Origin of the sequence: Pseudomonas lundensis, from assembly GCF_001042985.1 — a bacterium.
GTDB classification, from domain to species: Bacteria; Pseudomonadota; Gammaproteobacteria; order Pseudomonadales; family Pseudomonadaceae; genus Aquipseudomonas; species Aquipseudomonas lundensis.
In genome coordinates, this window is sequence record NZ_JYKY01000016.1 from 82,609 (window position 1) to 104,678 (window position 22,070).

21 protein-coding genes are annotated in these 22,070 nt (G+C 54.6%); 9 read left to right on the plus strand and 12 right to left on the minus strand.

The features are described from left to right. Positions 1 to 4 precede the first annotated feature (4 nt). From TU74_RS14220 to rpmH, 10 genes are all read right to left on the minus strand, one after another. Positions 5 to 796 carry a ParA family protein gene (locus TU74_RS14220; protein ID WP_047278999.1) on the minus strand — a complete coding sequence of 264 codons (792 nt, stop codon included), beginning with the start codon at positions 794 to 796 and terminating at the stop codon, positions 5 to 7. Between the two features lie 18 nt (positions 797 to 814). Beyond that, positions 815 to 1,459 carry a 16S rRNA (guanine(527)-N(7))-methyltransferase RsmG gene (gene rsmG / locus TU74_RS14225; protein WP_047279727.1) on the minus strand — a complete coding sequence of 215 codons (645 nt, stop codon included), beginning with the start codon at positions 1,457 to 1,459 and terminating at the stop codon, positions 815 to 817. Continuing rightward, a complete protein-coding gene (mnmG, locus tag TU74_RS14230) occupies positions 1,456 to 3,348 on the minus strand; it encodes a tRNA uridine-5-carboxymethylaminomethyl(34) synthesis enzyme MnmG (protein ID WP_047279736.1) in 1,893 nt (630 codons plus the stop codon). The genes rsmG and mnmG overlap by 4 nt, the downstream gene beginning before the upstream one ends. A 490-nt stretch (positions 3,349 to 3,838) precedes the next feature. Next, positions 3,839 to 4,411 carry an ATP-binding cassette domain-containing protein gene (locus tag TU74_RS24685; RefSeq protein WP_241485567.1) on the minus strand — a complete coding sequence of 191 codons (573 nt, stop codon included), beginning with the start codon at positions 4,409 to 4,411 and terminating at the stop codon, positions 3,839 to 3,841. A gap of 15 nt (positions 4,412 to 4,426) precedes the next feature. After that, complete coding sequence (locus TU74_RS24690) at positions 4,427 to 5,455, minus strand: ATP-binding cassette domain-containing protein (RefSeq protein ID WP_241485568.1); 1,029 nt, start codon at positions 5,453 to 5,455, stop codon at positions 4,427 to 4,429. 205 nt (positions 5,456 to 5,660) lie between these two features. Next, complete coding sequence (gene mnmE / locus TU74_RS14240) at positions 5,661 to 7,028, minus strand: tRNA uridine-5-carboxymethylaminomethyl(34) synthesis GTPase MnmE (protein ID WP_047296573.1); 1,368 nt, start codon at positions 7,026 to 7,028, stop codon at positions 5,661 to 5,663. An 81-nt stretch (positions 7,029 to 7,109) separates the two neighbouring features. Continuing rightward, the gene (gene yidC / locus TU74_RS14245) at positions 7,110 to 8,795 is read right to left on the minus strand and encodes a membrane protein insertase YidC (protein ID WP_047278991.1); all 1,686 of its coding nucleotides are present in this window, start codon (positions 8,793 to 8,795) and stop codon (positions 7,110 to 7,112) included. A 2-nt stretch (positions 8,796 to 8,797) separates the two neighbouring features. Continuing rightward, the gene (yidD, locus tag TU74_RS23540; protein ID WP_048402126.1) at positions 8,798 to 9,043 is read right to left on the minus strand and encodes a membrane protein insertion efficiency factor YidD; all 246 of its coding nucleotides are present in this window, start codon (positions 9,041 to 9,043) and stop codon (positions 8,798 to 8,800) included. After that, positions 9,036 to 9,437, minus strand: coding sequence for a ribonuclease P protein component (gene rnpA, locus TU74_RS14250; RefSeq protein WP_202969404.1), 402 nt, complete (start codon positions 9,435 to 9,437; stop codon positions 9,036 to 9,038). Before rnpA ends, yidD begins: the two co-directional genes overlap by 8 nt. A 16-nt stretch (positions 9,438 to 9,453) precedes the next feature. Next, positions 9,454 to 9,588, minus strand: coding sequence for a 50S ribosomal protein L34 (rpmH, locus tag TU74_RS23545; RefSeq protein ID WP_003213577.1), 135 nt, complete (start codon positions 9,586 to 9,588; stop codon positions 9,454 to 9,456). Between the two features lie 563 nt (positions 9,589 to 10,151). On the opposite strand from rpmH, the gene dnaA reads away from it, so the two are divergent. From dnaA to TU74_RS14295, 9 genes are all read left to right on the plus strand, one after another. Further along, a complete protein-coding gene (gene dnaA, locus TU74_RS14255) occupies positions 10,152 to 11,669 on the plus strand; it encodes a chromosomal replication initiator protein DnaA (protein WP_047296580.1) in 1,518 nt (505 codons plus the stop codon). 38 nt (positions 11,670 to 11,707) lie between these two features. Beyond that, positions 11,708 to 12,811, plus strand: coding sequence for a DNA polymerase III subunit beta (gene dnaN / locus TU74_RS14260; protein WP_047278985.1), 1,104 nt, complete (start codon positions 11,708 to 11,710; stop codon positions 12,809 to 12,811). Positions 12,812 to 12,832: 21 nt separating this feature from the next. Further along, positions 12,833 to 13,936 carry a DNA replication/repair protein RecF gene (gene recF, locus TU74_RS14265; RefSeq protein ID WP_047278983.1) on the plus strand — a complete coding sequence of 368 codons (1,104 nt, stop codon included), beginning with the start codon at positions 12,833 to 12,835 and terminating at the stop codon, positions 13,934 to 13,936. Positions 13,937 to 13,941: 5 nt separating this feature from the next. Continuing rightward, positions 13,942 to 16,359 carry a DNA topoisomerase (ATP-hydrolyzing) subunit B gene (gyrB, locus tag TU74_RS14270; RefSeq protein ID WP_048376900.1) on the plus strand — a complete coding sequence of 806 codons (2,418 nt, stop codon included), beginning with the start codon at positions 13,942 to 13,944 and terminating at the stop codon, positions 16,357 to 16,359. A 662-nt stretch (positions 16,360 to 17,021) separates the two neighbouring features. After that, complete coding sequence (locus TU74_RS14275; RefSeq protein WP_047296582.1) at positions 17,022 to 17,660, plus strand: hypothetical protein; 639 nt, start codon at positions 17,022 to 17,024, stop codon at positions 17,658 to 17,660. Further along, positions 17,641 to 17,826 carry a hypothetical protein gene (locus TU74_RS14280; protein WP_048376895.1) on the plus strand — a complete coding sequence of 62 codons (186 nt, stop codon included), beginning with the start codon at positions 17,641 to 17,643 and terminating at the stop codon, positions 17,824 to 17,826. The genes TU74_RS14275 and TU74_RS14280 overlap by 20 nt, the downstream gene beginning before the upstream one ends. A gap of 214 nt (positions 17,827 to 18,040) precedes the next feature. Beyond that, the gene (locus TU74_RS14285) at positions 18,041 to 18,964 is read left to right on the plus strand and encodes a hypothetical protein (protein WP_010951435.1); all 924 of its coding nucleotides are present in this window, start codon (positions 18,041 to 18,043) and stop codon (positions 18,962 to 18,964) included. A 220-nt stretch (positions 18,965 to 19,184) separates the two neighbouring features. Continuing rightward, a complete protein-coding gene (locus TU74_RS14290; protein WP_003298409.1) occupies positions 19,185 to 19,394 on the plus strand; it encodes a hypothetical protein in 210 nt (69 codons plus the stop codon). 14 nt (positions 19,395 to 19,408) lie between these two features. Beyond that, entirely contained in the window at positions 19,409 to 19,615 is a 207-nt protein-coding gene (locus TU74_RS14295) for a hypothetical protein (RefSeq protein WP_003298411.1), read from the plus strand. A 143-nt stretch (positions 19,616 to 19,758) separates the two neighbouring features. Here TU74_RS14295 and TU74_RS24930 read toward each other — a convergent pair whose 3' ends face one another. Both TU74_RS24930 and TU74_RS14300 read right to left on the minus strand, forming a co-directional pair. Further along, complete coding sequence (locus TU74_RS24930) at positions 19,759 to 19,887, minus strand: hypothetical protein (RefSeq protein ID WP_003253468.1); 129 nt, start codon at positions 19,885 to 19,887, stop codon at positions 19,759 to 19,761. A 122-nt stretch (positions 19,888 to 20,009) separates the two neighbouring features. Then, positions 20,010 to 21,707: a phosphoethanolamine transferase gene (locus tag TU74_RS14300; RefSeq protein ID WP_003298414.1), complete on the minus strand. Its 1,698-nt coding sequence runs from the start codon at positions 21,705 to 21,707 to the stop codon at positions 20,010 to 20,012. Between the last annotated feature and the right edge of the window lie 363 nt (positions 21,708 to 22,070).

Genomic DNA, 22,070 nt, shown 5'->3' on the forward strand with positions numbered 1-22,070 from the left:
TTCCTTAAGTTGGCTGAACAGGGCGGGAGCTACGACGTTGACGACGAACTAACTCGCCCGCCAGGGCCAGGTAAGCAATCGCGCCACGGGAGTTTTTGTCATACGCCAGCGCCGGCATTCCGTAACTCGGAGCCTCGGCCAAACGAATGTTGCGCGGGATCACCGTGTCATAGAGCTGACCGCCGAAATGCTCTTTGAGCTGGGCCGATACATCGTTCATGAGGCTCAGGCGCGGATCGTACATGGTACGCAGCAGGCCCTCGACCTTCAGGTTAGGGTTCAGCAGTTCTGCGATGCGCTTGATGTTATCCACAAGGTCGCTCAACCCTTCCAGCGCAAAGTATTCGCACTGCATGGGGATAATGACCCCATCGGCAGCCACCAGCGCGTTCAAGGTCAGCATCGACAGTGACGGGGGGCAATCGATCAGGATGTAATCGTAACTTTCTCGAACCGGTGCCAACGCTGTACGCAGACGGCTTTCTTTCATCTGCATCTCAAGCAGCACGACTTCCGCCGCCGTGAGATCCCGGTTGGCCGGCAGCAACTGGTAACCACCGTGCTCGGAATAGTGCATGGCCTGGGCCAAATCGCACTCACCGATCAACAGGTCGTATACCGAATTTTCAAGACCATGCTTATCCACACCGCTACCCATGGTGGCGTTGCCTTGTGGATCAAGGTCGATCAACAACACCCGACGCTTGGTAGCGACCAGCGATGCCGCGAGGTTGATACAGGTGGTGGTCTTACCCACACCACCCTTTTGGTTCGCTATTGCGAATACCTTAGCCATTCTTGCGTGCGTTCCCAATCATGCCGTGCGGCGCAGTATCAGCAGATGGCGTTGGCCTTGGCAACCCGGTACGGTCAAGGCGTGTTCGCTATCTAGACGAAAATCAGTGGGCAATGCTACCAGCTCATCAGCAGGATGAACGCCCTTCATGGCCAACCAGCGTGTTTCGCTGTCGCCCAGATGGCGAGTCCAATGAGTGAAGTTCTCCATGCTGCTGAAAGCTCTGGACACAATGCCATTGAACGGCAGCTCAGGTTGATATTCTTCAACTCGACTGTGGATAACCTGAAGATTGCCCAGCTGAAGCTCAAGTTTCACTTGGGTCAGAAAACGGGTTTTCTTGCCGTTGCTGTCCAGACACGTGACTTGGGAGTCCGGGAACAAAATCGCCAGAGGGATGCCGGGCATGCCGCCTCCGCTGCCGACGTCCAGCCAACGGCCGTTTTCGATGAAAGACATCACACTCAGGCTGTCGAGCAAATGGCGCGACACCATCTCGTCAGGGTTACGCACAGCCGTGAGGTTGTAAGCCTTGTTCCATTTGATCAACAGGGCCAGATAACCCAGCAGTTGCTGATGCTGGGTTTCGGTCAAATTGACGCCCAGCAGGCGTGCACCTGTGGATAACTCTTCGGCGTGTTGTGCAGTGACCAGCGAACTCAAGCGTTTAGCTCCAACGTGCGGCCTGCGCCGCGTTTTTTCAGGTGAATCATCAACAGGGAAATCGCAGCCGGGGTGACGCCAGGAATCCGCGAAGCCTGACCCAGTGTCTCAGGGCGTGTGGCACCCAGCTTGCTCTGGATCTCTTTCGACAGACCGGAGATGGTCGTGTAATCGATATCCACAGGCAATTTGGTATTTTCACTGGCCCGCAGCCGGGCTATTTCATCCTGTTGGCGATCAATGTAGCCCGCGTATTTGGTTTTGATTTCAACTTGCTCAGCAACCAGCGGGTCAATAGCGCCCTGCCCAGTCACTTCAACCAAACCGGCGTAGTCGATCTCAGGACGGGTCAGCAAATTCAGCAAGTTGTACTCGTGGGTAAGCGGCGTACCGAATTTGGCAGCAATGGCGTCGCCTTGTTCCGTGCCTGGACGAACCCAAGTGCTTTTCAAGCGCTGTTCTTCGCGCTCAATGCTTTCGCGCTTGTCGCAAAAAGCTGCCCAACGAGCGTCATCGACCAGCCCTAACTCACGGCCTTTCTCAGTCAAGCGCATGTCGGCGTTGTCTTCACGCAGGATCAAACGGTATTCCGCCCGGGAGGTAAACATCCGGTACGGTTCCTGAGTGCCCAAGGTGATCAGGTCATCGACCAATACGCCGATGTAGGCTTCATCGCGACGCGGACACCAGCTTTCTTTGCCTTGTGCGAGCAACGCGGCGTTGGTTCCCGCCAATAAACCCTGGGCGCCGGCTTCTTCGTAACCGGTAGTACCGTTGATTTGACCGGCGAAGAACAAACCGCCGATCACCTTGGTTTCAAGGCTGTATTTCAGGTCACGCGGATCGAAATAGTCGTACTCGATGGCATAACCCGGACGCACGATGTGGGCGTTTTCCATACCGCGAATCGATTGCACGATCTGAATTTGCACATCGAACGGCAAGGAAGTGGAAATCCCGTTCGGGTACAGCTCGTGGGTGGTCAAGCCTTCCGGTTCGATGAAGACCTGATGGCTTTCTTTGTCGGCAAAGCGATGGATCTTGTCTTCGATGGAGGGGCAATAACGCGGCCCGATACCTTCGATCACCCCCGAATACATCGGTGAACGATCAAGGTTGGAGGCAATGATTTCGTGAGTCCGCGCGTTGGTATGGGTAATCCAGCAACTGACCTGCGCCGGGTGCTGTTCCTTGTTGCCCATGAACGACATCACCGGAATCGGCGTATCCCCAGGCTGTTCGGTCATGACCGAAAAATCGACAGAGCGGCCATCGATACGCGGCGGTGTGCCGGTTTTCAAGCGTCCCACCCGCAAAGGCAATTCACGCAGGCGTTGAGCCAAGGCGATAGACGGCGGATCACCCGCGCGTCCGCCCGAATAGTTCTGCATACCGATGTGGATAAGTCCGCCCAGGAATGTGCCGGTGGTCAACACCACGGCATCGGCCATGAAACGCAGACCCATTTGGGTCACAACGCCACGTACCTGATCCTGTTCAACGATCAAATCATCAGCGGCCTGTTGAAATATCCACAGGTTGGGCTGGTTTTCGAGGATTTCACGCACTGCGGCTTTGTAGAGGATGCGGTCCGCCTGAGCACGTGTTGCCCGCACCGCAGGACCTTTGCGGCCATTGAGTACGCGGAACTGGATACCGCCTTTATCGGTAGCCGTCGCCATCGCGCCGCCGAGGGCGTCGATTTCTTTAACCAGATGACTTTTGCCGATCCCGCCGATTGCAGGATTGCAGCTCATTTGCCCGAGGGTTTCCACGTTGTGGGTCAGCAACAGGGTTTTTACGCCCATGCGCGCTGAAGCAAGTGCAGCCTCGGTTCCGGCGTGACCGCCGCCGATGACGATCACTGCAAAACGGGAAGGGAAATTCACCACGCACCTCGTGCCTGTTTCTAGGGAGTTTTGGATAGACCGCGAAGTATAGGGACTTCGCCCTTCTTAAAGAACCCTTTGCACAAAATTTAACCAGCTGTGGATAAGGCAAGATAGAAAAATAAATAAAGAAGAAATTTATTAAAGCTTTGTTTTTATGTTTATTTCTATGCAGCTACTTTTCTGTGGATAGATATTTGAAGGCCTTATTTTACGTACTGTACAGAGAATCAAAAGTCTGTGGTAATGTGCCCATGAGGGGAGGGGATAAGTGCCTTAAGCCTGTGGATATTACAGTGCCTTATCCACAGGCGAGGTTATCTTCAGTTTTGAACCCTACTTACCCACCGAGCTGTGGCCCAGTTATACACAGGGCTTAATCCACAGAAAATAGCCATTCTTCTGTCTTTCAGGCAGCAGAAAACCGTCTGTCCCCATCAGAGTCAGACGATTTTTGAATGCAAGGTCGGGTTTGGTGATGAAGGGGTTATCAAGACTGTGCGATTTGCCAGCCGTTAGCGATGCGCTTCAGCGTGTGAGTGACCTCTGACGCACGGATAAAGTGGTGGTCATGTGAGGCGATCACCAAGGTGCCCGTGTAGTGCTTGAGCATGACTTCCAGCGCCTGGATGGAAGCCAGATCCAGATGGTTAGTCGGTTCATCGAGCAATAACAGCGATACGGGCTGAGCCCTGTAAAACACACATGCCATAGCTGCTTTTAAACGCTCCCCCCCACTGAGTTGCGCACATGGAAGGTGGATTTGGTGTGCGCCCAGACCAAGCTGCGCCAGCCATGTGCGCAACTCCCCTTGGTGGATGGCAGGATTAAGGGATTGCAGCTGTTCAAGGCTGGAACGCTGTGGCGACAGGCATGACAGAGTCTGGTCAAGGTAAGCGGTGTGTACAAACCTTGTGCATACCCCCGAAATCAAGGGCAAGTGCCCCGCCAGCACCTTCAACAAGGTCGACTTGCCGCAACCGTTAGGCCCGGATACGGCTATTCGTTGCCCGCGAGTCAACATCAGGTTGAGGGGATCATCATCGGCCGCTGCAAAAGGCAAGCGCGCCTCGATCAATTAGGCACTGCGCACAGGAGCATTTGAACGTGTTCTGGCAGGCTGGATAAAGATGCTGTGTGGTTCTTCCACCCCTAACGCGGCTGCCTTCACCTGCGTGGCCAACGTTTGATGGGTTGCGTCTTGCTGCTTAAGCACCTTGCCGTGGGTTAGCTGGCTTCTTTGTTTCTGTCGACCCAACAGGATGTTTGCCTGGTTGGAGTCACTGGCCTGTTTTTGACCCCGGGCCTGTTTGCGTTCGAGATTTTCTCGTTGCGCACGTAATGCCTGTGCTTCACGTTTTTGTTCAACCTTGGCCCGCTCCAACCTCTGCTGGGCACGCTTTTGTTGTAAATCCTTGGCCTGTGCATAACTCGAATAGCCGCCGCTGTAGCGAATTAGCCCCTGCGACGATAACTCGATAATGCACTGCATGGACTCCAGTAAAACGCGGTCATGACTGATGACCAGCACCGCTTTCGGCCATTTATCCAGCTGCTCGCTCAACAGCTGTCGGTGACAGCCATCCAGATGGTTGGTCGGCTCATCAAGAATCAACAGATCCGCTTTAGACGCAAACGCCCCTAGTAGAGCAACCCGCATGGCTTCGCCGCCACTCAGTGAGGCGACTGGCGTGTTCAGTGTGAGGTGTGACAAGTGCGCGTTGGCCAACGCATTCAGCAGGTGTTCACGCAGCATCCACTGATCACCGATGAGGTCGAGATCAAGCGGCGAGTAATGGCCCTGCTCCATGCGTTCCAGCGCTTGGACCACTGGTTTGACGCGCAAAAGATCCGCGACTGTGCAACCAGGTTCTTCAGTCATGTACTGACCCAGGTAGTACACAGAGCCTGCTCGCAGGCAGCGCCCGGTTGTGGGCAAGATGGCCCCGGCGATCAAGCGGGCCAACAGACTTTTCCCCACACCATTGCGCCCCACCAGCGCCATGCGTGGTTGGTCCAGCTGTAGGTCAAGTTGCGTGAAGAGTGGTCTGCCATCGGGCAGATGTAACGAAACGCCTTCAAGCGTCACATAGGTGGCGTGAGTCATATGTACTCCAAAGATGCGCAGAACGGCCCCTGCCAGGAGGGGAACAAGAACTGGCCGCTAACATCGCGGCGGCATCAATGGCGCATTGGACTAATACCTCTGTAGGAATGCAAAAACTCTAGCAGTTGAAAAGGCATGAGGATGCCTTTTATTGAGTCGGTTCAACGGCGGCTGCGTGAGTTGACTGACACAGCCGCTATCCGCATCACTTGCCGATACAGAAACTGGAGAAAATCCGGCCCAGTAGGTCATCTGAACTGAATGCGCCTGTGATCTCTCCCAATGCATGTTGGGCCTGTCGCAAGTCTTCAGCCAGCAGTTCCCCGGCGCCAGCCAGGGTCAGTTGCGCCCGACCATGCTCCAACGCAGCACTGGCATGCCCCAGGGCCTCAAGGTGCCGCCGCCGGGCGCTGAAACTGCTCTCTGAGGTTTGTTCGTACCCCATGCAGGCTTTCAGATGCTCACGCAATAAATCCAGACCTTCAGTGGAACGTGCGCTCAGGCTGATGGTGACATGGCCATCTTCGCTGACTTCCAGTGCAATGGCTTCCCCCGTCAGGTCGGCTTTATTACGAATCAGCGTGACCTTCGACGGATCGGGACGCTGTTCCAAAAACTCTGGCCACAGTGCAAACGGATCATCGGCTTCCGGAGCCGTCGCATCGACGACCAGCAACACGCGGTCGGCTTCACCAATGGCTTTGAGGGCACGTTGCACACCGATTTTCTCAACGTGATCTTCGGTATCGCGCAAACCCGCCGTGTCCACCACGTGCAGCGGCATGCCATCAATGTGGATATGTTCGCGCAACACATCGCGTGTCGTGCCGGCAATTTCAGTCACGATGGCCGCCTCACGCCCTGCGAGGGCATTGAGCAGGCTGGATTTCCCCGCGTTTGGCCGCCCCGCAATCACAACCGTCATCCCGTCGCGCAGCAAGGCACCCTGCCCGGCTTCGCGCTGAACGGTGGATAACTCGTCGCGAACCTTGTCCAGCATGCCAAGGACATGACCATCGGCCAGAAAATCGATTTCTTCTTCCGGAAAATCAATCGCGGCCTCAACGTAAATCCGCAGACTGATGAGTTGCTCGGTCAAGTTATGCACACGCTGCGAAAACGCGCCCTGCAACGATCGCAGTGCATTGCGTGCGGCCTGTGCAGAACTCGCCTCGATCAGGTCGGCAATGGCTTCGGCCTGGGCCAGGTCGAGTTTGTCATTCAAAAAAGCGCGTTCGCTGAATTCCCCCGGACGGGCCAGTCGACAGCCCAGCTCCATGCAGCGTTGCAGGAGCATATCGAGCACGACAGGCCCGCCATGTCCCTGCAATTCCAGGACGTCTTCGCCTGTGAATGAGTTGGGCCCCGGGAAGTACAGGGCAATGCCTTCATCCAGCACTTCGCGGTTTTCACCATAAAACGGCCCGTAATGGGCATAACGCGGTTTGAGCTCGCGTGCACTGAACGCTTGTGCAGCCTTGCTCGCGAGTGGACCGGAAATGCGCACGATCCCCACACCACCTCGCCCTTGGGCGGTTGCCACAGCGGCAATGGTTTCAGCCGGAACACTCATAAAACGGGCCTCGAAAACAAAAGTGTCAGATAGCAAAACGCCCCACTAGGGGGCGTTTTGAGTGGTGCTTACCAGAGTAAGTTACTCGGCGACTTTTTTGGTAGCCGCTTCAACTTTACGCGTGATGTACCACTGTTGAGCGATGGACAGGCAGTTGTTCACAACCCAGTACAGCACCAGACCAGCCGGGAACCACAGGAAGAAGAAGGTGAAGATGATCGGCATCAACTTCATCACCTTGGCCTGCATCGGGTCCGGAGGTGTCGGGTTCAGACGCTGCTGGATGAACATGGTTGCACCCATGATGATCGGCAGAATGAAGAACGGGTCTTTGATCGACAGGTCGGTAATCCAGAGCATGAACGGCGCCTGGCGCATTTCAACACTTTCCAGAAGTACCCAGTACAAGGACAGGAAGACAGGCATCTGCACCAGAATCGGCAAGCAGCCGCCCAGTGGATTGATCTTCTCTTTCTTGTACAGCTCCATCATTGCTTGCGACATTTTCTGACGGTCATCACCGAACTGCTCTTTCAGAGCGGCCAGTTTTGGCGCCACAGCGCGCATGCGAGCCATCGACTTGTAGCTGGCGGCCGACAGCGGGAAGAAGATCCCTTTGATCAGCATGGTCAGGAAGATGATCGACCAACCCCAGTTACCCACGATGCTGTGGATATGTTGCAGCAGCCAGAAAATTGGCTGGGCAATGAACCACAGGATGCCGTAGTCGACTGTCAGTTCCAGACCTGGGGATAACTCTTTGAGTACACCCTGGCTCTTTGGACCTGCATACAGGGTAGCGCTGGTTTCAGCGGTTTTACCCGGTTCAACGGTCAACGTCGGGCCAGTGAAACCGATGATGTAGTTGCCCTGGTTGTCTTTGCGGGTCTGAACGACGTTGTTATCGCCTTTCTGAGGAATCCACGCCGTTACAAAGTAGTGCTGCAGCCAGGCGACCCAACCACCTTCAACGGTCTCTTTAAGCTGACCCTTGTCGATGTCTTTCATCGACACTTTTTTGTACGGTTCTGCACTTGTCCACAGGGCAGCGCCCAGGTAAGTAGCAGTACCGGTCGCGGTGCTGGACGAAGGATCGGAGCTGGCGTCACGTTTCAATTGCGCGAACAGGTTGCCGTTCCACGGCTTGCCGCTCTCGTTATCAATCAGATAAGTGACTTGTACATCGTAAAGGCCACGCTTGAGCGTGAAACGTTTGATGTAGTTGACGCCGTTTTCGCTGAATTTGAGATCAACAACCAATTGATCCTGGCCTGGGGCCAGCTCATAGGTTTTTTTCTCGGTGCTGAAAACCGGGCGACCGGTAGAACGTGCATCCGGGCCATCCTTGCCTGTCAGGCCGCTTTGCGCCAGATAGGTACGCTCGTTGCCGTTATCGAACAACTGGAATGGAACATCCGGGTGGTCCTGACGGCGCGGGTACAGTGGCAAACGCAATTGGGCAATGTCGCCGCCCTGTGGATCAATTGCGATGTCCAGTACGTCAGTTTTTACGTGGATCAAGTCTTTGCTAGCAGCAACCGGTGTTTCGGTCGGCGTGCTGGTATCAGCCGTGGCGCTAGGGACATCAGCACTGTTGGAAGCGTTGTTACCTGGAACCGTGTCGGGCAAAGCCGGCGCGGTGGTACTGCTGGCGGCAACATTCTGAGTCGGCAGAGCAGCCTGACCATAGTCCTGGTTCCATTTGAGAACCATAACGTAGGACACGACTGCCAGGGCGACGATCAGGATCGTGCGTTTAATATCCATGATTACTCGGCCATCGAAGAAGAACGGGAGGTAGGGATAGGTGGAACCGGGTCATAACCACCGGGATTCCACGGGTGACAGCGACCTAAACGACGAAAGGTCAGCCAGCCGCCGCGAAGAACGCCATGATTTTCGATGGCTTCCAACGCGTAGCAGGAACAACTGGGGTAGAAACGGCAGTGGCTGGCCATCAAAGGACTAATGGCATAACGATAAAACTGGATCGGAACGAGTGCCAGTTTACGCATCAGGACTGCCTACCCCTACAGTTTCGGAGTTAACCGCTGGAACTGGCGAATTACGCGCCAGGCGCTTCCAGAGTTTGCCGAAATGCTGAATCAATTCGGGGTTCTCTACGTCACCCAAACCTTTGCGCGCGACGATAACGATATCCCAACCGACCAGTGAATCCTGGTGGAGACGAAACGATTCACGCATCAAACGCTTAAGGCGATTGCGCTGAACGGAGAGCTTTACGCTCTTTTTACCGATCACTAACCCCAAGCGGGGGTGATCGAGACCGTTACTGCGCGCAAGGAGCAGGAGATTTTTCCCCGGTACCTTGCCGGTGGGGGAGTCAAAGACTGCCTTGAAATGCCGGGGAGTGAGTAACCGCTTTTCCCGACTGAAGTCCTGACTCACCACCATTGTCTGATTATCAAACTGCCAGACGCGCACGGCCTTTGGCGCGGCGACGCGACAGGACGGCACGGCCGTTTTTAGTAGCCATGCGTGCACGGAAACCGTGAGTGCGGGCGCGTTTGATAGTGCTTGGTTGGAAAGTACGTTTCATGTCGTGCTACCTGGTTCGTCCACAACGGGCCGGAATGGCCCCCGTTTTAAGAGACCGGCGATTCTAGAGAATGCAAGCCAATAGGTCAATTTCCAACCAACCTTTCCTGGTAAATAGATGTGGGCTTTTTTACACAGCGCTCTCACGGCGTAGCTATAGAAATTAAAAAACGTTTTATTTAAAGCTCTTTTAAAGAACTAACTACTCTTACAGAGCCAGATATCTGTGGATAAAACGCTGTAGGCCATATGGGAAAGGGCTTTCAGCGATTCAAAAGGTTGTCCACAAGCCGTGCTCTGCCTGTGCCGCACCGTCGGAAAAGCTGTGCATGAAAGGGCTCTTTATCCACAGGCGACTTATGCACAACGTTTCACCCCCACTTGTGCAACGGGCTTAGGCCCGCTTATCCACAGACCTTATGCACCTACCATTTGTCGCTTTATTCAGGGATAAAAACCGAATCCTTCCTTATAGACAGGCAACCTACATGTGGATAAGTGAACGCGTGGTCGCTACAATGGCGCCTGTTTTTGCCTCACCGGCTTTCAACTTAGGGGATATCCGTGTCAGTGGAACTTTGGCAGCAGTGCGTAGAGCTTTTGCGCGAAGAACTGCCTGCCCAGCAATTCAACACCTGGATCCGTCCACTACAGGTCGAAGCCGAAGGCGACGAGTTGCGCGTGTATGCACCCAACCGTTTTGTGCTCGACTGGGTGAACGAGAAGTACCTGAGCCGTCTGCTTGAGCTGTTGAATGAGCACAGCAACGGCATGGCGCCTGCGTTGTCCTTATTAATAGGCAGCAAGCGCAGCTCGGCGCCTCGCGCTGCACCGAATGCGCCGTTGGCGGCTGCTGCCTCGCAACAGGCCCCCGCCCCCTCCGTAGCCCCAAGTGCTCCTTCTCAGGCCGCTGCAACACCTGCGCCTGCGCCCAAGCCTGCAACGCAGACGAGTGAAGAGCCGTCGCGCGACAGCTTCGATCCAATGGCTGGCGCCAGTTCGCAACAAGCGCCGGTTCGCGCCGAGCAACGTACCGTTCAAGTCGAAGGTGCGCTCAAGCACACCAGTTACCTGAACCGCACGTTCACCTTTGAAAACTTTGTCGAGGGTAAATCCAACCAACTGGCCCGCGCTGCGGCGTGGCAAGTGGCGGACAACCCCAAGCACGGTTACAACCCGCTGTTTCTATACGGCGGTGTAGGTCTGGGTAAGACTCACTTGATGCATGCCGTGGGCAACCACCTGCTCAAGAAGAACCCGAATGCCAAGGTGGTGTACCTGCATTCCGAGCGTTTTGTAGCGGACATGGTCAAAGCCCTGCAGCTCAACGCGATCAATGAGTTCAAGCGCTTCTACCGCTCGGTGGATGCGTTGCTCATCGATGACATTCAGTTCTTTGCGCGCAAGGAGCGGTCTCAGGAAGAGTTCTTCCATACCTTCAACGCCCTGCTTGAAGGCGGTCAGCAAGTGATTCTGACCAGCGACCGTTACCCGAAAGAAATCGAAGGCCTGGAAGAACGCCTTAAATCACGTTTCGGCTGGGGCCTGACAGTGGCCGTCGAGCCGCCGGAACTGGAAACACGTGTGGCGATCCTGATGAAGAAGGCCGATCAGGCCAAAGTCGATTTGCCCCACGATGCTGCCTTCTTTATTGCACAACGCATTCGCTCCAACGTGCGTGAGCTTGAAGGCGCACTCAAGCGGGTGATTGCTCACTCGCACTTTATGGGCCGCGACATCACCATCGAGCTGATTCGCGAATCCCTTAAAGACTTGCTGGCGCTGCAAGACAAGCTGGTCTCTGTGGATAACATCCAGCGCACTGTCGCGGAGTACTACAAGATCAAGATCTCGGATTTGCTGTCCAAGCGCCGTTCGCGCTCGGTGGCGCGTCCACGTCAGGTCGCAATGGCGTTGTCCAAAGAGCTGACCAACCACAGCTTGCCGGAAATCGGTGACGTGTTTGGTGGCCGCGACCATACGACGGTCTTGCATGCGTGCCGCAAAATCAACGAACTCAAGGAATCCGACGCGGACATCCGCGAGGACTACAAGAACCTGCTGCGTACACTGACCACCTGATGACACCAGCGCAGCTTATTAAGGCAAGGGACTAGACCATGCATTTCACCATTCAACGCGAAGCCCTGTTGAAACCCCTGCAACTGGTCGCGGGCGTCGTTGAACGCCGCCAGACCTTGCCGGTATTGTCCAACGTGCTGTTGGTTGTCGAAGGCCAGCAACTGTCGCTGACCGGTACTGACCTGGAAGTCGAGCTGGTGGGTCGCGTGCAACTGGAAGAGCCGGCTGAGCCCGGCGAAATCACCGTACCTGCGCGCAAGCTGATGGATATCTGCAAAAGTTTGCCCAACGATGCGCTGATCGACATCAAGCTTGATGACCAGAAGCTGGTGGTCAAGGCCGGACGTAGCCGCTTCACGCTGTCGACCCTGCCTGCCAATGACTTCCCGACGGTTGAAGAAGGCCCAGGTTCGCTGACCTGTAACCTGCAACAGAGCAAGCTGCGTCGTTTGATCGAGCGCACCAGCTTCGCCATGGCGCAACAAGACGTACGCTACTACCTCAACGGTATGTTGCTCGAAGTGTCGGCCGGGATCATCCGTGCCGTAGCCACCGATGGACACCGTCTGGCCATGTGTTCGATGAAAGCCGATATCGGCCAGCCGGATCGCCATCAGGTTATCGTGCCGCGCAAGGGCATCCTGGAGCTGGCCCGCCTGCTGACGGAACCGGACGGTGAAGTCAGCATCGTGCTGGGGGCTCACCACATTCGCGCAACAACCGGTGAATTCACCTTCACCTCCAAACTGGTGGACGGTAAGTTCCCGGACTACGAGCGCGTGCTGCCTAAAGGCGGCGACAAAACCGTTATCGGTGATCGTCAGGCCTTGCGTGAAGCGTTCAGCCGCACTGCGATTCTGTCCAACGAGAAATACCGCGGTATTCGTCTGCAACTGGCCAATGGCCAACTGAAAATCCAGGCCAATAACCCGGAACAGGAAGAAGCGGAAGAAGAAGTGGGCGTTGACTACAACGGCGGCTCGCTGGAGATCGGCTTCAACGTGAGCTATCTGCTGGACGTGCTGGGCGTCATGACCACTGAGCAAGTGCGTCTGATCCTGTCGGACTCCAACAGCAGTGCGTTGGTGCAAGAATCGGACAACGACGATTCGGCCTACGTTGTCATGCCGATGCGTCTGTAACTTATGCACAGCCTGCACTAGATGTCCCTCAGTCGTGTCACAGTCACCGCGGTGCGTAACTTGCACCCGGTGACGTTCTCCCCTTCCCCCCGCATCAATATCCTGTACGGCGACAACGGCAGCGGTAAAACCAGCGTGCTGGAAGCTATCCACTTGCTGGGGCTGGCCCGTTCGTTCCGTAGCGTGCGCCTCAACCCCGTTATTCAGCATGAACAACAGACCTGCACCGTCTTCGGCCAGGTTGAGTTGGCTGAAGGTGGCCACAGTGCGCTGGGCATCTCACGCGACCGGCAGGGGGAGTTTCAAATCCGTATCGATGGCCAGAATGCGCGCAGTGCGGCGCAATTGGCCGAGATATTACCGCTGCAATTAATTAACCCGGACAGCTTCCGTCTACTGGAAGGCGCCCCGAAGATCCGTAGGCAGTTTCTGGATTGGGGAGTGTTCCACGTCGAACCGCGCTTCATGTCGACCTGGCAGCGGCTACAGAAGGCCCTGCGGCAGCGGAACTCATGGCTGCGGCATGGTACACTCGACGCCGTTTCACAAGCGGCCTGGGACCGGGAACTGTGTCTGGCCAGTGCTGAAATCGATGAATACCGACGCGCCTATATCAAAGCCTTGAAACCAGTCTTTGAGCAGACCCTGAGCGAGTTGTTGGAGCTCGAAGGGTTAACGCTGAGTTATTACCGTGGGTGGGACAAAGACCGTGAGCTGAGCGCAGTGCTCGCCGCATCCGTCCACCGCGATCAGCAAATGGGTCATACCCAGGCGGGACCGCAACGTGCTGATTTACGCCTGAAGCTGGGCGGCCACAACGCCGCAGAAATCCTCTCGCGCGGGCAGCAAAAGTTAGTGGTCTGCGCTTTGCGAATTGCTCAGGGGCATTTGGTCAGTCAGGCACGGCGCGGCCAATGTATTTATCTGGTGGACGATTTGCCGTCTGAACTCGACGAGCAACATCGCCACGCACTGTGTCGCTTGTTGGAAGACTTACGCTGCCAGGTGTTTATCACCTGTGTAGATCACGAATTATTGAGGGAAGGCTGGCAGACGGAAACGCCAGTTGCACTGTTCCACGTGGAACAGGGCTGTATCACCCAGACCCACGACCATCGGGAGTGAAGGCATTGAGCGAAGAAAATACGTACGACTCAACGAGCATTAAAGTGCTGAAAGGCCTGGATGCCGTACGCAAACGTCCCGGTATGTACATTGGTGACACCGACGATGGCAGCGGTCTGCACCACATGGTGTTCGAGGTGGTCGATAACTCCATCGACGAAGCGCTGGCTGGCCATTGCGACGACATCACCATCACCATCCACCCGGATGAATCCATCACCGTGCGCGACAACGGTCGTGGCATTCCGGTCGATGTGCACAAAGAAGAAGGCGTTTCCGCAGCTGAAGTCATCATGACGGTGCTGCACGCTGGCGGTAAGTTCGACGACAACTCCTATAAAGTCTCCGGCGGTCTGCACGGTGTAGGTGTATCGGTGGTTAACGCCCTGTCCGAAATTCTGGTGCTGACCGTACGTCGCAGCGGCAAAATCTGGGAACAGACCTACGTTCACGGTGTGCCTCAGGCGCCGATGGCCATCGTCGGTGAGAGCGAAACCACCGGTACCCAGATCCACTTCAAGCCGTCGGCAGAAACCTTCAAGAACATTCACTTCAGCTGGGACATCCTGGCCAAGCGTATTCGTGAGCTGTCCTTCCTCAACTCCGGTGTTGGCATCGTCCTGAAGGATGAGCGCAGCGGCAAGGAAGAGCTGTTCAAATACGAAGGCGGTCTGCGTGCATTCGTTGACTACCTGAACACCAACAAGACACCCGTTAACCAGGTGTTCCACTTCAGCGTTCAGCGTGAAGACGGCATCGGTGTAGAAATTGCTCTGCAGTGGAACGACAGCTTCAACGAAAACCTGTTGTGCTTTACCAACAACATTCCGCAGCGCGATGGCGGTACGCACTTGGTGGGCTTCCGCTCTGCCCTGACGCGTAACTTGAACACGTACATCGAAGCTGAAGGCCTGGCCAAGAAGCACAAGGTAGCCACCACCGGCGATGACGCCCGTGAAGGTTTGACCGCGATTATTTCGGTAAAAGTGCCTGACCCGAAGTTCAGCTCCCAGACCAAAGACAAGCTGGTCTCTTCCGAAGTGAAGACCGCTGTTGAACAGGAAATGGGCAAGTACTTCTCGGACTTCCTGCTGGAAAACCCGAACGAAGCCAAGCTGGTTGTCGGCAAAATGATCGACGCCGCCCGTGCCCGTGAAGCAGCGCGTAAAGCCCGTGAGATGACGCGCCGTAAAGGCGCGCTGGATATCGCAGGTTTGCCGGGCAAGCTGGCTGACTGCCAGGAAAAAGACCCGGCGTTGTCCGAACTGTACCTGGTGGAAGGTGACTCTGCTGGCGGCTCCGCCAAGCAGGGACGTAACCGCCGCACTCAAGCGATCCTGCCGTTGAAAGGTAAAATCCTCAACGTTGAGAAAGCTCGCTTCGACAAGATGATTTCTTCGCAAGAAGTCGGCACCTTGATCACGGCGCTGGGCTGCGGGATTGGCCGCGAAGAGTACAACATCGACAAACTGCGCTATCACAACATCATCATCATGACCGATGCTGACGTCGACGGTTCGCACATCCGTACCCTGCTGCTGACCTTCTTCTTCCGTCAGTTGCCGGAGCTGATCGAACGTGGCTACATCTACATCGCTCAGCCGCCGTTGTACAAAGTGAAAAAGGGCAAGCAAGAGCAATACATCAAAGACGACGACGCCATGGAAGAGTACATGACGCAGTCGGCCCTTGAAGACGCCAGCCTGCACTTGAACGAAGACGCCCCGGGCATCTCCGGCGAGGCACTGGAGCGTCTGGTGTACGACTTCCGCATGGTGATGAAAACCCTTAAGCGTCTGTCGCGCCTGTACCCTCAGGAGCTGACCGAGCACTTCATCTACCTGCCGGCCGTGACCCTTGAGCAATTGGGTGACCACGCTGCCATGCAGGCGTGGATGGCCAAGTTCGAAGAGCGTCTGCGTCTGGTCGAGAAATCGGGTCTGGTGTACAAAGCCAGCCTGCGTGAAGACACGGAGCGCAACGTCTGGTTGCCGGAAGTCGAACTGATCTCCCACGGCCACTCGACGTTCATCACCTTCAACCGTGATTTCTTCGGCAGCAACGACTACAAAACCGTTGTGACCCTGGGCGCGCAGTTGAGCACCCTGCTGGATGAAGGCGCCTACATCCAGCGTGGCGAACGCCGCAAGCAAGTCACCGAGTTCAAGGAAGCACTGGACTGGTTGATGGCTGAAAGCACCAAGCGTCACACCATTCAGCGCTACAAAGGTCTGGGTGAAATGAACCCGGATCAGCTCTGGGAAACCACCATGGACCCAAGCGTGCGCCGCATGCTGAAGGTCACCATTGAAGACGCGATCGGCGCTGACCAGATCTTCAATACCTTGATGGGCGACGCAGTTGAACCGCGTCGTGAGTTCATCGAGAGCAACGCATTGGCGGTGTCCAACCTGGACTTCTAATGCGGATGTAGGTTCTCAAAATAAATGAGAATTCTTACAAATAGTTGAACTGTGCAACACAAAAAAGCCAACGCTATGTAGCGTTGGCTTTTTTGTGTCTCTTGTTTGAAGAATTTTGGATAAGCGATTCAGTGTTATAAAGGATGCATATTTTTATAATAAATTTAGAGAAATAGCCTTATTGAAAACGTTATTCGCTAACTCGATATAAATGAAATTTTATAGAAGTTTTTCACATATAACACGGAACTATAAGATCCAGCTTTATTTGCTCATATAGCTATAAAGGAATTGTCAGTAGTCAACGCCTGGCTTAATATCGTTAGTCAAAAATTAGCTATGAATGCATGAGGTGGGGCTAATTTATTGTTTGACGTAATGTGCGCCAGAGCTAGCGTATAAGGATTCTAAATGCAGAAAGAGGAAGCCAGAATGTAAAAACGCGATCAACCTTGGGAGGATGACCGCGCCTAGATGAAGCAGGAATTACTTGTGTGGTGCTCGTAATTTCTGCCTTTTTTCGGCGCATGTCAACTCTCCCCAATTTTTCGACCTTATCGAGGCGTCTCGAGGGCACAGTGTTGCCTGTTGAATAGCCTCCATGAGTCCGCTGGCGCATGCATTTTTCTGCGTCAAGGACTCGTTCGACCTGGAGAAATGTCATGGCCGTAAGAAATGTTGTAACCCGCAGATCCTGCCACTTCCGGGGCTTTTTCCCCTCACTGAAAAATGGCAAATCCATTCCTTGGGAATCCCAGCTTGAGGGGTATTTTTTGAGTCTTCTTGAGCTGTCGCCTCAGGTGTTTCGATACGAAGTTCAGCCGAGCAAAGAAACCTTCGAAATGGGTGGGTACAGCGCCATCTACTACCCTGACGTCCGGGCAGTGCTGCACGACGGAACGGAGCAGTGGTTCGAGGTTAAGCCCGCTGCAAGGCTCCTAACCCGGCATACCAGCTCGCGCATGGAGGCTATTGAAGACCACTTCAAGCAGACCAATCGGGTGTTCACAGTTGTTAGTGACGAATATCTCTTGGCTGAGCCGTTCTCTAACAATCTCCGTGATTTGATGTATTACCGGCGGAGCATGATGCTCATTGATTGCGACCCGGAAAGTTCTGTTGCGCTTTTAAAGACCTATCAACCCGGCACGATTAAGGAACTCTGTGAGTTGTTAGGTTGTGAAAAAGCATGGCATCTGCTTGGACTAGGTTACGTCGGGGTGAACCTCGAAAAGCCTATAGCACCTTGTGCTCCAATCTATCTCCAAGGAGGTCACCGTCATGGAAACTTTTTCGCTTAAGCTGAAATTAGTGGTGATATTTAACGGTGCCAAGTTAACACTTGTAAAACGACTCAAGAATCGTCAGTTGCTTTGGGTAGATGAGCTTGGGGAGCCCGTTAAAATGACGGAGGCAGAGTTTTATAGACTTTATGACACCAGAGTGTTGGCGCCGACGCTGAGTTGACCCAGCTGCCGAGATTTTACTGACCCAGTCTGACTCCTCGTGAATCATTGTCTGTGCTCGACTTTTGCAGTTTTGGAGATAGGGCAGTCTTGCGTCGGTACCTGGGTCAATCCGAGGTCAGCATCAACACACCAAAAGGGTCAGTTAGGCCTACTGCTGCCTATCCTCGCTCGTTACCATCCAGAGACCCTCTATTGATACGGTTTCAGCAAAGATGGATGTCTATAAGGTCCGCATCGAAGACACAGAAAGCAAGATCATCGACAAGGAAGGTTTCGAGGCCGAGACCTTCCGCAGAGATCCATGGTACCAGCCTGGAAGTGCCGGCAAGCTAGCTCAGTTTGCTGTATGCCCGGCATGCGACAACCCTGTCCAGCTGGTTGGGCTGTATGAGCTACCGCCTAACGTGAAGAACCCATTCGGGAAACATGCTACTAAGAGCATTCGCGGCATCGCTCCATTTGATAGTGAGGCCCGTAACGATTGCCCGTACTTCCAGCCTCGCCAGCACAAGAAAACAGAACGAAAAACCAGGTTTGACGGCGTCCCACGGAAGATTCTCAAGCTATTGATCGAACAGTTCGATCGCGTGGTTTACATCCTGGAGAAAGAGACCCAACTGGTCCTTTCCGAGAACGCGTTGAGAGGCATGCTGCAGCGTTACAAGGGAGAGCGTGGCTACCTCTATACCGGCGCGACGCTTCGCAATGTGCCATGGATCTTTGCTTACATGTCGGACGCCACCCGCCTGTTTGGCCAGAAGGTCATTGGAAATGCTGAGCTGGTGAAAGCTATTGCCGCTGAGGTGCCAGGGGCGGAAATCAGCAGCACTGGTCGGCTGGAATCGAAGAAGGTGCCTGGTTCGAAGGCGGCATATTTTGATCTCAAAATGAGTTTCATCCGCCATCGAATCGTCAAAGACAGTGAAGCGTCCGGCTTGGTTGAAAGCATGGAGTTTGTAGTGTCACAGCCTCGCGGAGGTGAGCTTGAGCACATTCACAAGGAAGTCATCAAATTCGATTCGGCTTGGTTCGAATCCCTTATCCGGATGCCGGTTGATCATCCTTATCGCAGAATGGATAGAGTGAAGATGGCCCGGGAGGAACTGGGCGATCTGCTGGAGCTGACTCAGGCCTGAGGAGGCCTGTTGTAAACCACTTTTTTTCACTGTAACCACAGTGGTTTACAGTGAAAAAAAGTGGTTTACAACGTAGCTACGACACGCGCCCTGGCCACTCCCCAGGCCAGCGCGCTCCTCATTGATTCGTTCAGTCGGGCGTCGAACACCTATGCTGCTCGGGGCCTTGCCACGCCGCGGTGTCCTATAATTCATCTTCAGCTGAATGGAGCAAAATGTTGTGAAGCGCACATTCATTGGAATGGTCGAGGCTGGTGAGCCACTGATGAGGCAAGCGCTTGAAGCTATCCGACAGGCCCACGAAGCGGAGGCTGCTGGATTGCCAGACCTTGAGGTACAGCGTCTTCACCCATTGGCAGATTCGCTCTATCAGGCGGTCATTGATTTTCAGCTCCTCAAAGCAGGTAAACCACCGTCGACTATCCAGTGAGGACCTGCCGCTACATGACGAAAAAGATGCCAGCTCTTCTCCCCGACCACCCCATGTATACCGACGCAGTGGATGCGATGAAGCAATACCACGAGGCGCAGGCTTCTGGCTCATCTGCCGAAGAGGTTGAGCGCCTGCGTCAAATCGCAGAATCACAATTTCGGGCTGTCAGCGAGTATCAGCTCAACGCTCTGGGATATCAGTCTCGTCGTCCGCACTGAAGGGATAACCGATCCGGAGGTAGCTTCAGAATCCATCAAGCCAAGCGGAAGACTCACGACGCGGTCCGATTGATCAGCGAGACGGTCGGGAGGGTTTGCACACAGCCCCAAAAAAAAAGCAGCTCCCGAGAGCTGCTTTTTTCTTACTCCCCCTTTTTGTGCTTGTGGGGTTTCAGGTCCGGATGGTCCTTCTGCTTTTCAGGGGTGACTCGCTGCCTTTTGTCCGGAGTGCCATCTTCATTGGTGCGCTTTGGGCCTGGCTTGATGCTCATGCAAAACTTCCTTTTCCGCTTGGGTTGTTGAATGCAGCTATGTAATTAGTCCAGCTTCTCTCAGCTGTCAAAGCAGGCTGGTGCAGAACCGCCTGGCCGATGATCCGGTCCACATCGAACATTCAGAGGCCAGAATAAGAGCCTCCGACAAAGGGCTTACAAGGGGCAGTGAAATCCAGCGCTGAGCGATACGAAGACGTCTGGACGTTCATCATGCCGAGCACGGTGTGGAACAGGTTGTCGTGGCTCAGCGGTGACGTGGTTTGAGCTTTCAAACAACCCACGTTGACCTTTTCGCTCTTCGCGAGCGAGTCAGACATCCAAAGTACCAACGGCACCTTTGTTTGCTCGTCAGGAGCCATCGCGTAAGGCAGCCCGTGTAGATAGAGCCCACCCTCCCCCAGCGATTCGCCGTGGTCCGAAACGTACATCAGCGCAGTGTCGAACTTGGTGTTGGCCGCCAGGATATCGATGAGATTTGCAGTCACATAATCGGTGTAGAGGATTGAGTTGTCGTAGGCATTGACCACCTCCTCCTGCTTACATTTGTCGAGCTCGTTGGTCTCGCACACCGGTGCGAATTTCTTGAATTGCGAGGGGTAGCGCTTGTAGTAGGCCGGGCCGTGACTGCCTTTGTAGTGGAGCACCAGGACAGCATCGCCTTCCTGGCGCTTGATGAAGTCTTGCATCTCCGTGAGCAGCACCCCGTCCTTACACTCCTCGCTGGTGCACAGTTGGGAATCCGCGTGAGAGGCAGCCTTGTGGTTGGGAACCCTGTCGCAGACCCCTTTGCACCCCGAGTTGTTGTCAGTCCACATGACACTGATGCCAGCGCGTTGAAGCACGTCGAGCAGCCCTTCTCGGCTCTTGGCCAAGCCATCTTTGTACTGGGCCTTACCCACGTCCAGGAACATGCATGGCAGCGAGACCGCGGTAGCGGTACCGCAGGAGCTCACGTTCGTGAAGCTAATGACATTTCGCTTTTCTAGTTCCGGATTCGTTTCACGGGAGTAGCCGTTGAGGGAGAAGTTGGCGGAGCGAGCGGTCTCTCCTACTGCCAGTACCAGCAGCCTGGGTTTACGAGCCGCACCCTGTCGATTAACTACCGCATCAGTACCAATGGCCGTCAGCGTTTTAGGTGAGGCCAGCTGACGCTTCAGGTACCCATGGCCAGCCGCAAACAAGTTGGTAGGTACCAGAATCAGCCGGATCTCCCGATTGTTGCGCAGCAAGGAGGCATACGACTGGTACTGACTCAACGCGATGCCAGATAAGGTCAACAGAGCGAGCGACAGAGCAATGAACCTGCTGACCAAAGCTTTGGCCCAAGGCTTGCGCCGGAGGGGAACCCGGGCAATCAGGTAGACGGGCAACACCCCAACCATTGCGACCCAAAGACCGAGCTTCCAATTCAGCAGCTCGGTTGCCTCAGCGACGTCGGTCTCCACAACGTTGGTGAACATTGTGTAATCGATCACGATGCCGTAGGCATTCATGAAGTAACTCGCAAAAGACGCGCTGATCAGTACCAGGCACAGTATGGGTTTGGCCAGCCGCCCCCATGACAGCAAGCTCAGAACGGTAAACACCCATGCGAATACTATGACTGGGAGGCTAGCCGCTAGCTGCCAGTTCACTTCATCGGTTTTGAATACCAGCTTCCAGAGCACGTTCCAGAGCTCAGCGTTCGCGAATAGCAGTAACCAAAAAGTCACCAGGCCGATTAGCAAATTAGTACTGATGCCTTTCTGCCGCGCATTGCGAATAGCAAAGATCCATTTGCTTAACAGGGTGTGAACAATGGATTTGGAAGGTGTCATTATCAAACTCTGGAAGCTGCTTATCCATGGCGGTAGCTATGGAGTTAGCGGGAGCTACAAGGCAAACCGTCGACAGATGCTGAGCGATTGCGCAATGTGCGGAGCGTCAGAGGCCTTAGGCCCCTAGGCGTTGGGGACGCTTAGTATGTGTGAGGCATAGGGATAAAAAGAGAAATGAATCTCGCTGAGCGCATTATTTCCGGGACCTGATAACGACACGATGACCTCGGGATTACAATGCTGACAGAAATCCAATTACTGCTGTTTTGATTGTCATTGATCACGCTATGATCAAAATTAGGGGAATACTACCCACCAAAAGCAATGCTCCGCTCAGCTAGATAAATTTAATTTCACAAACAA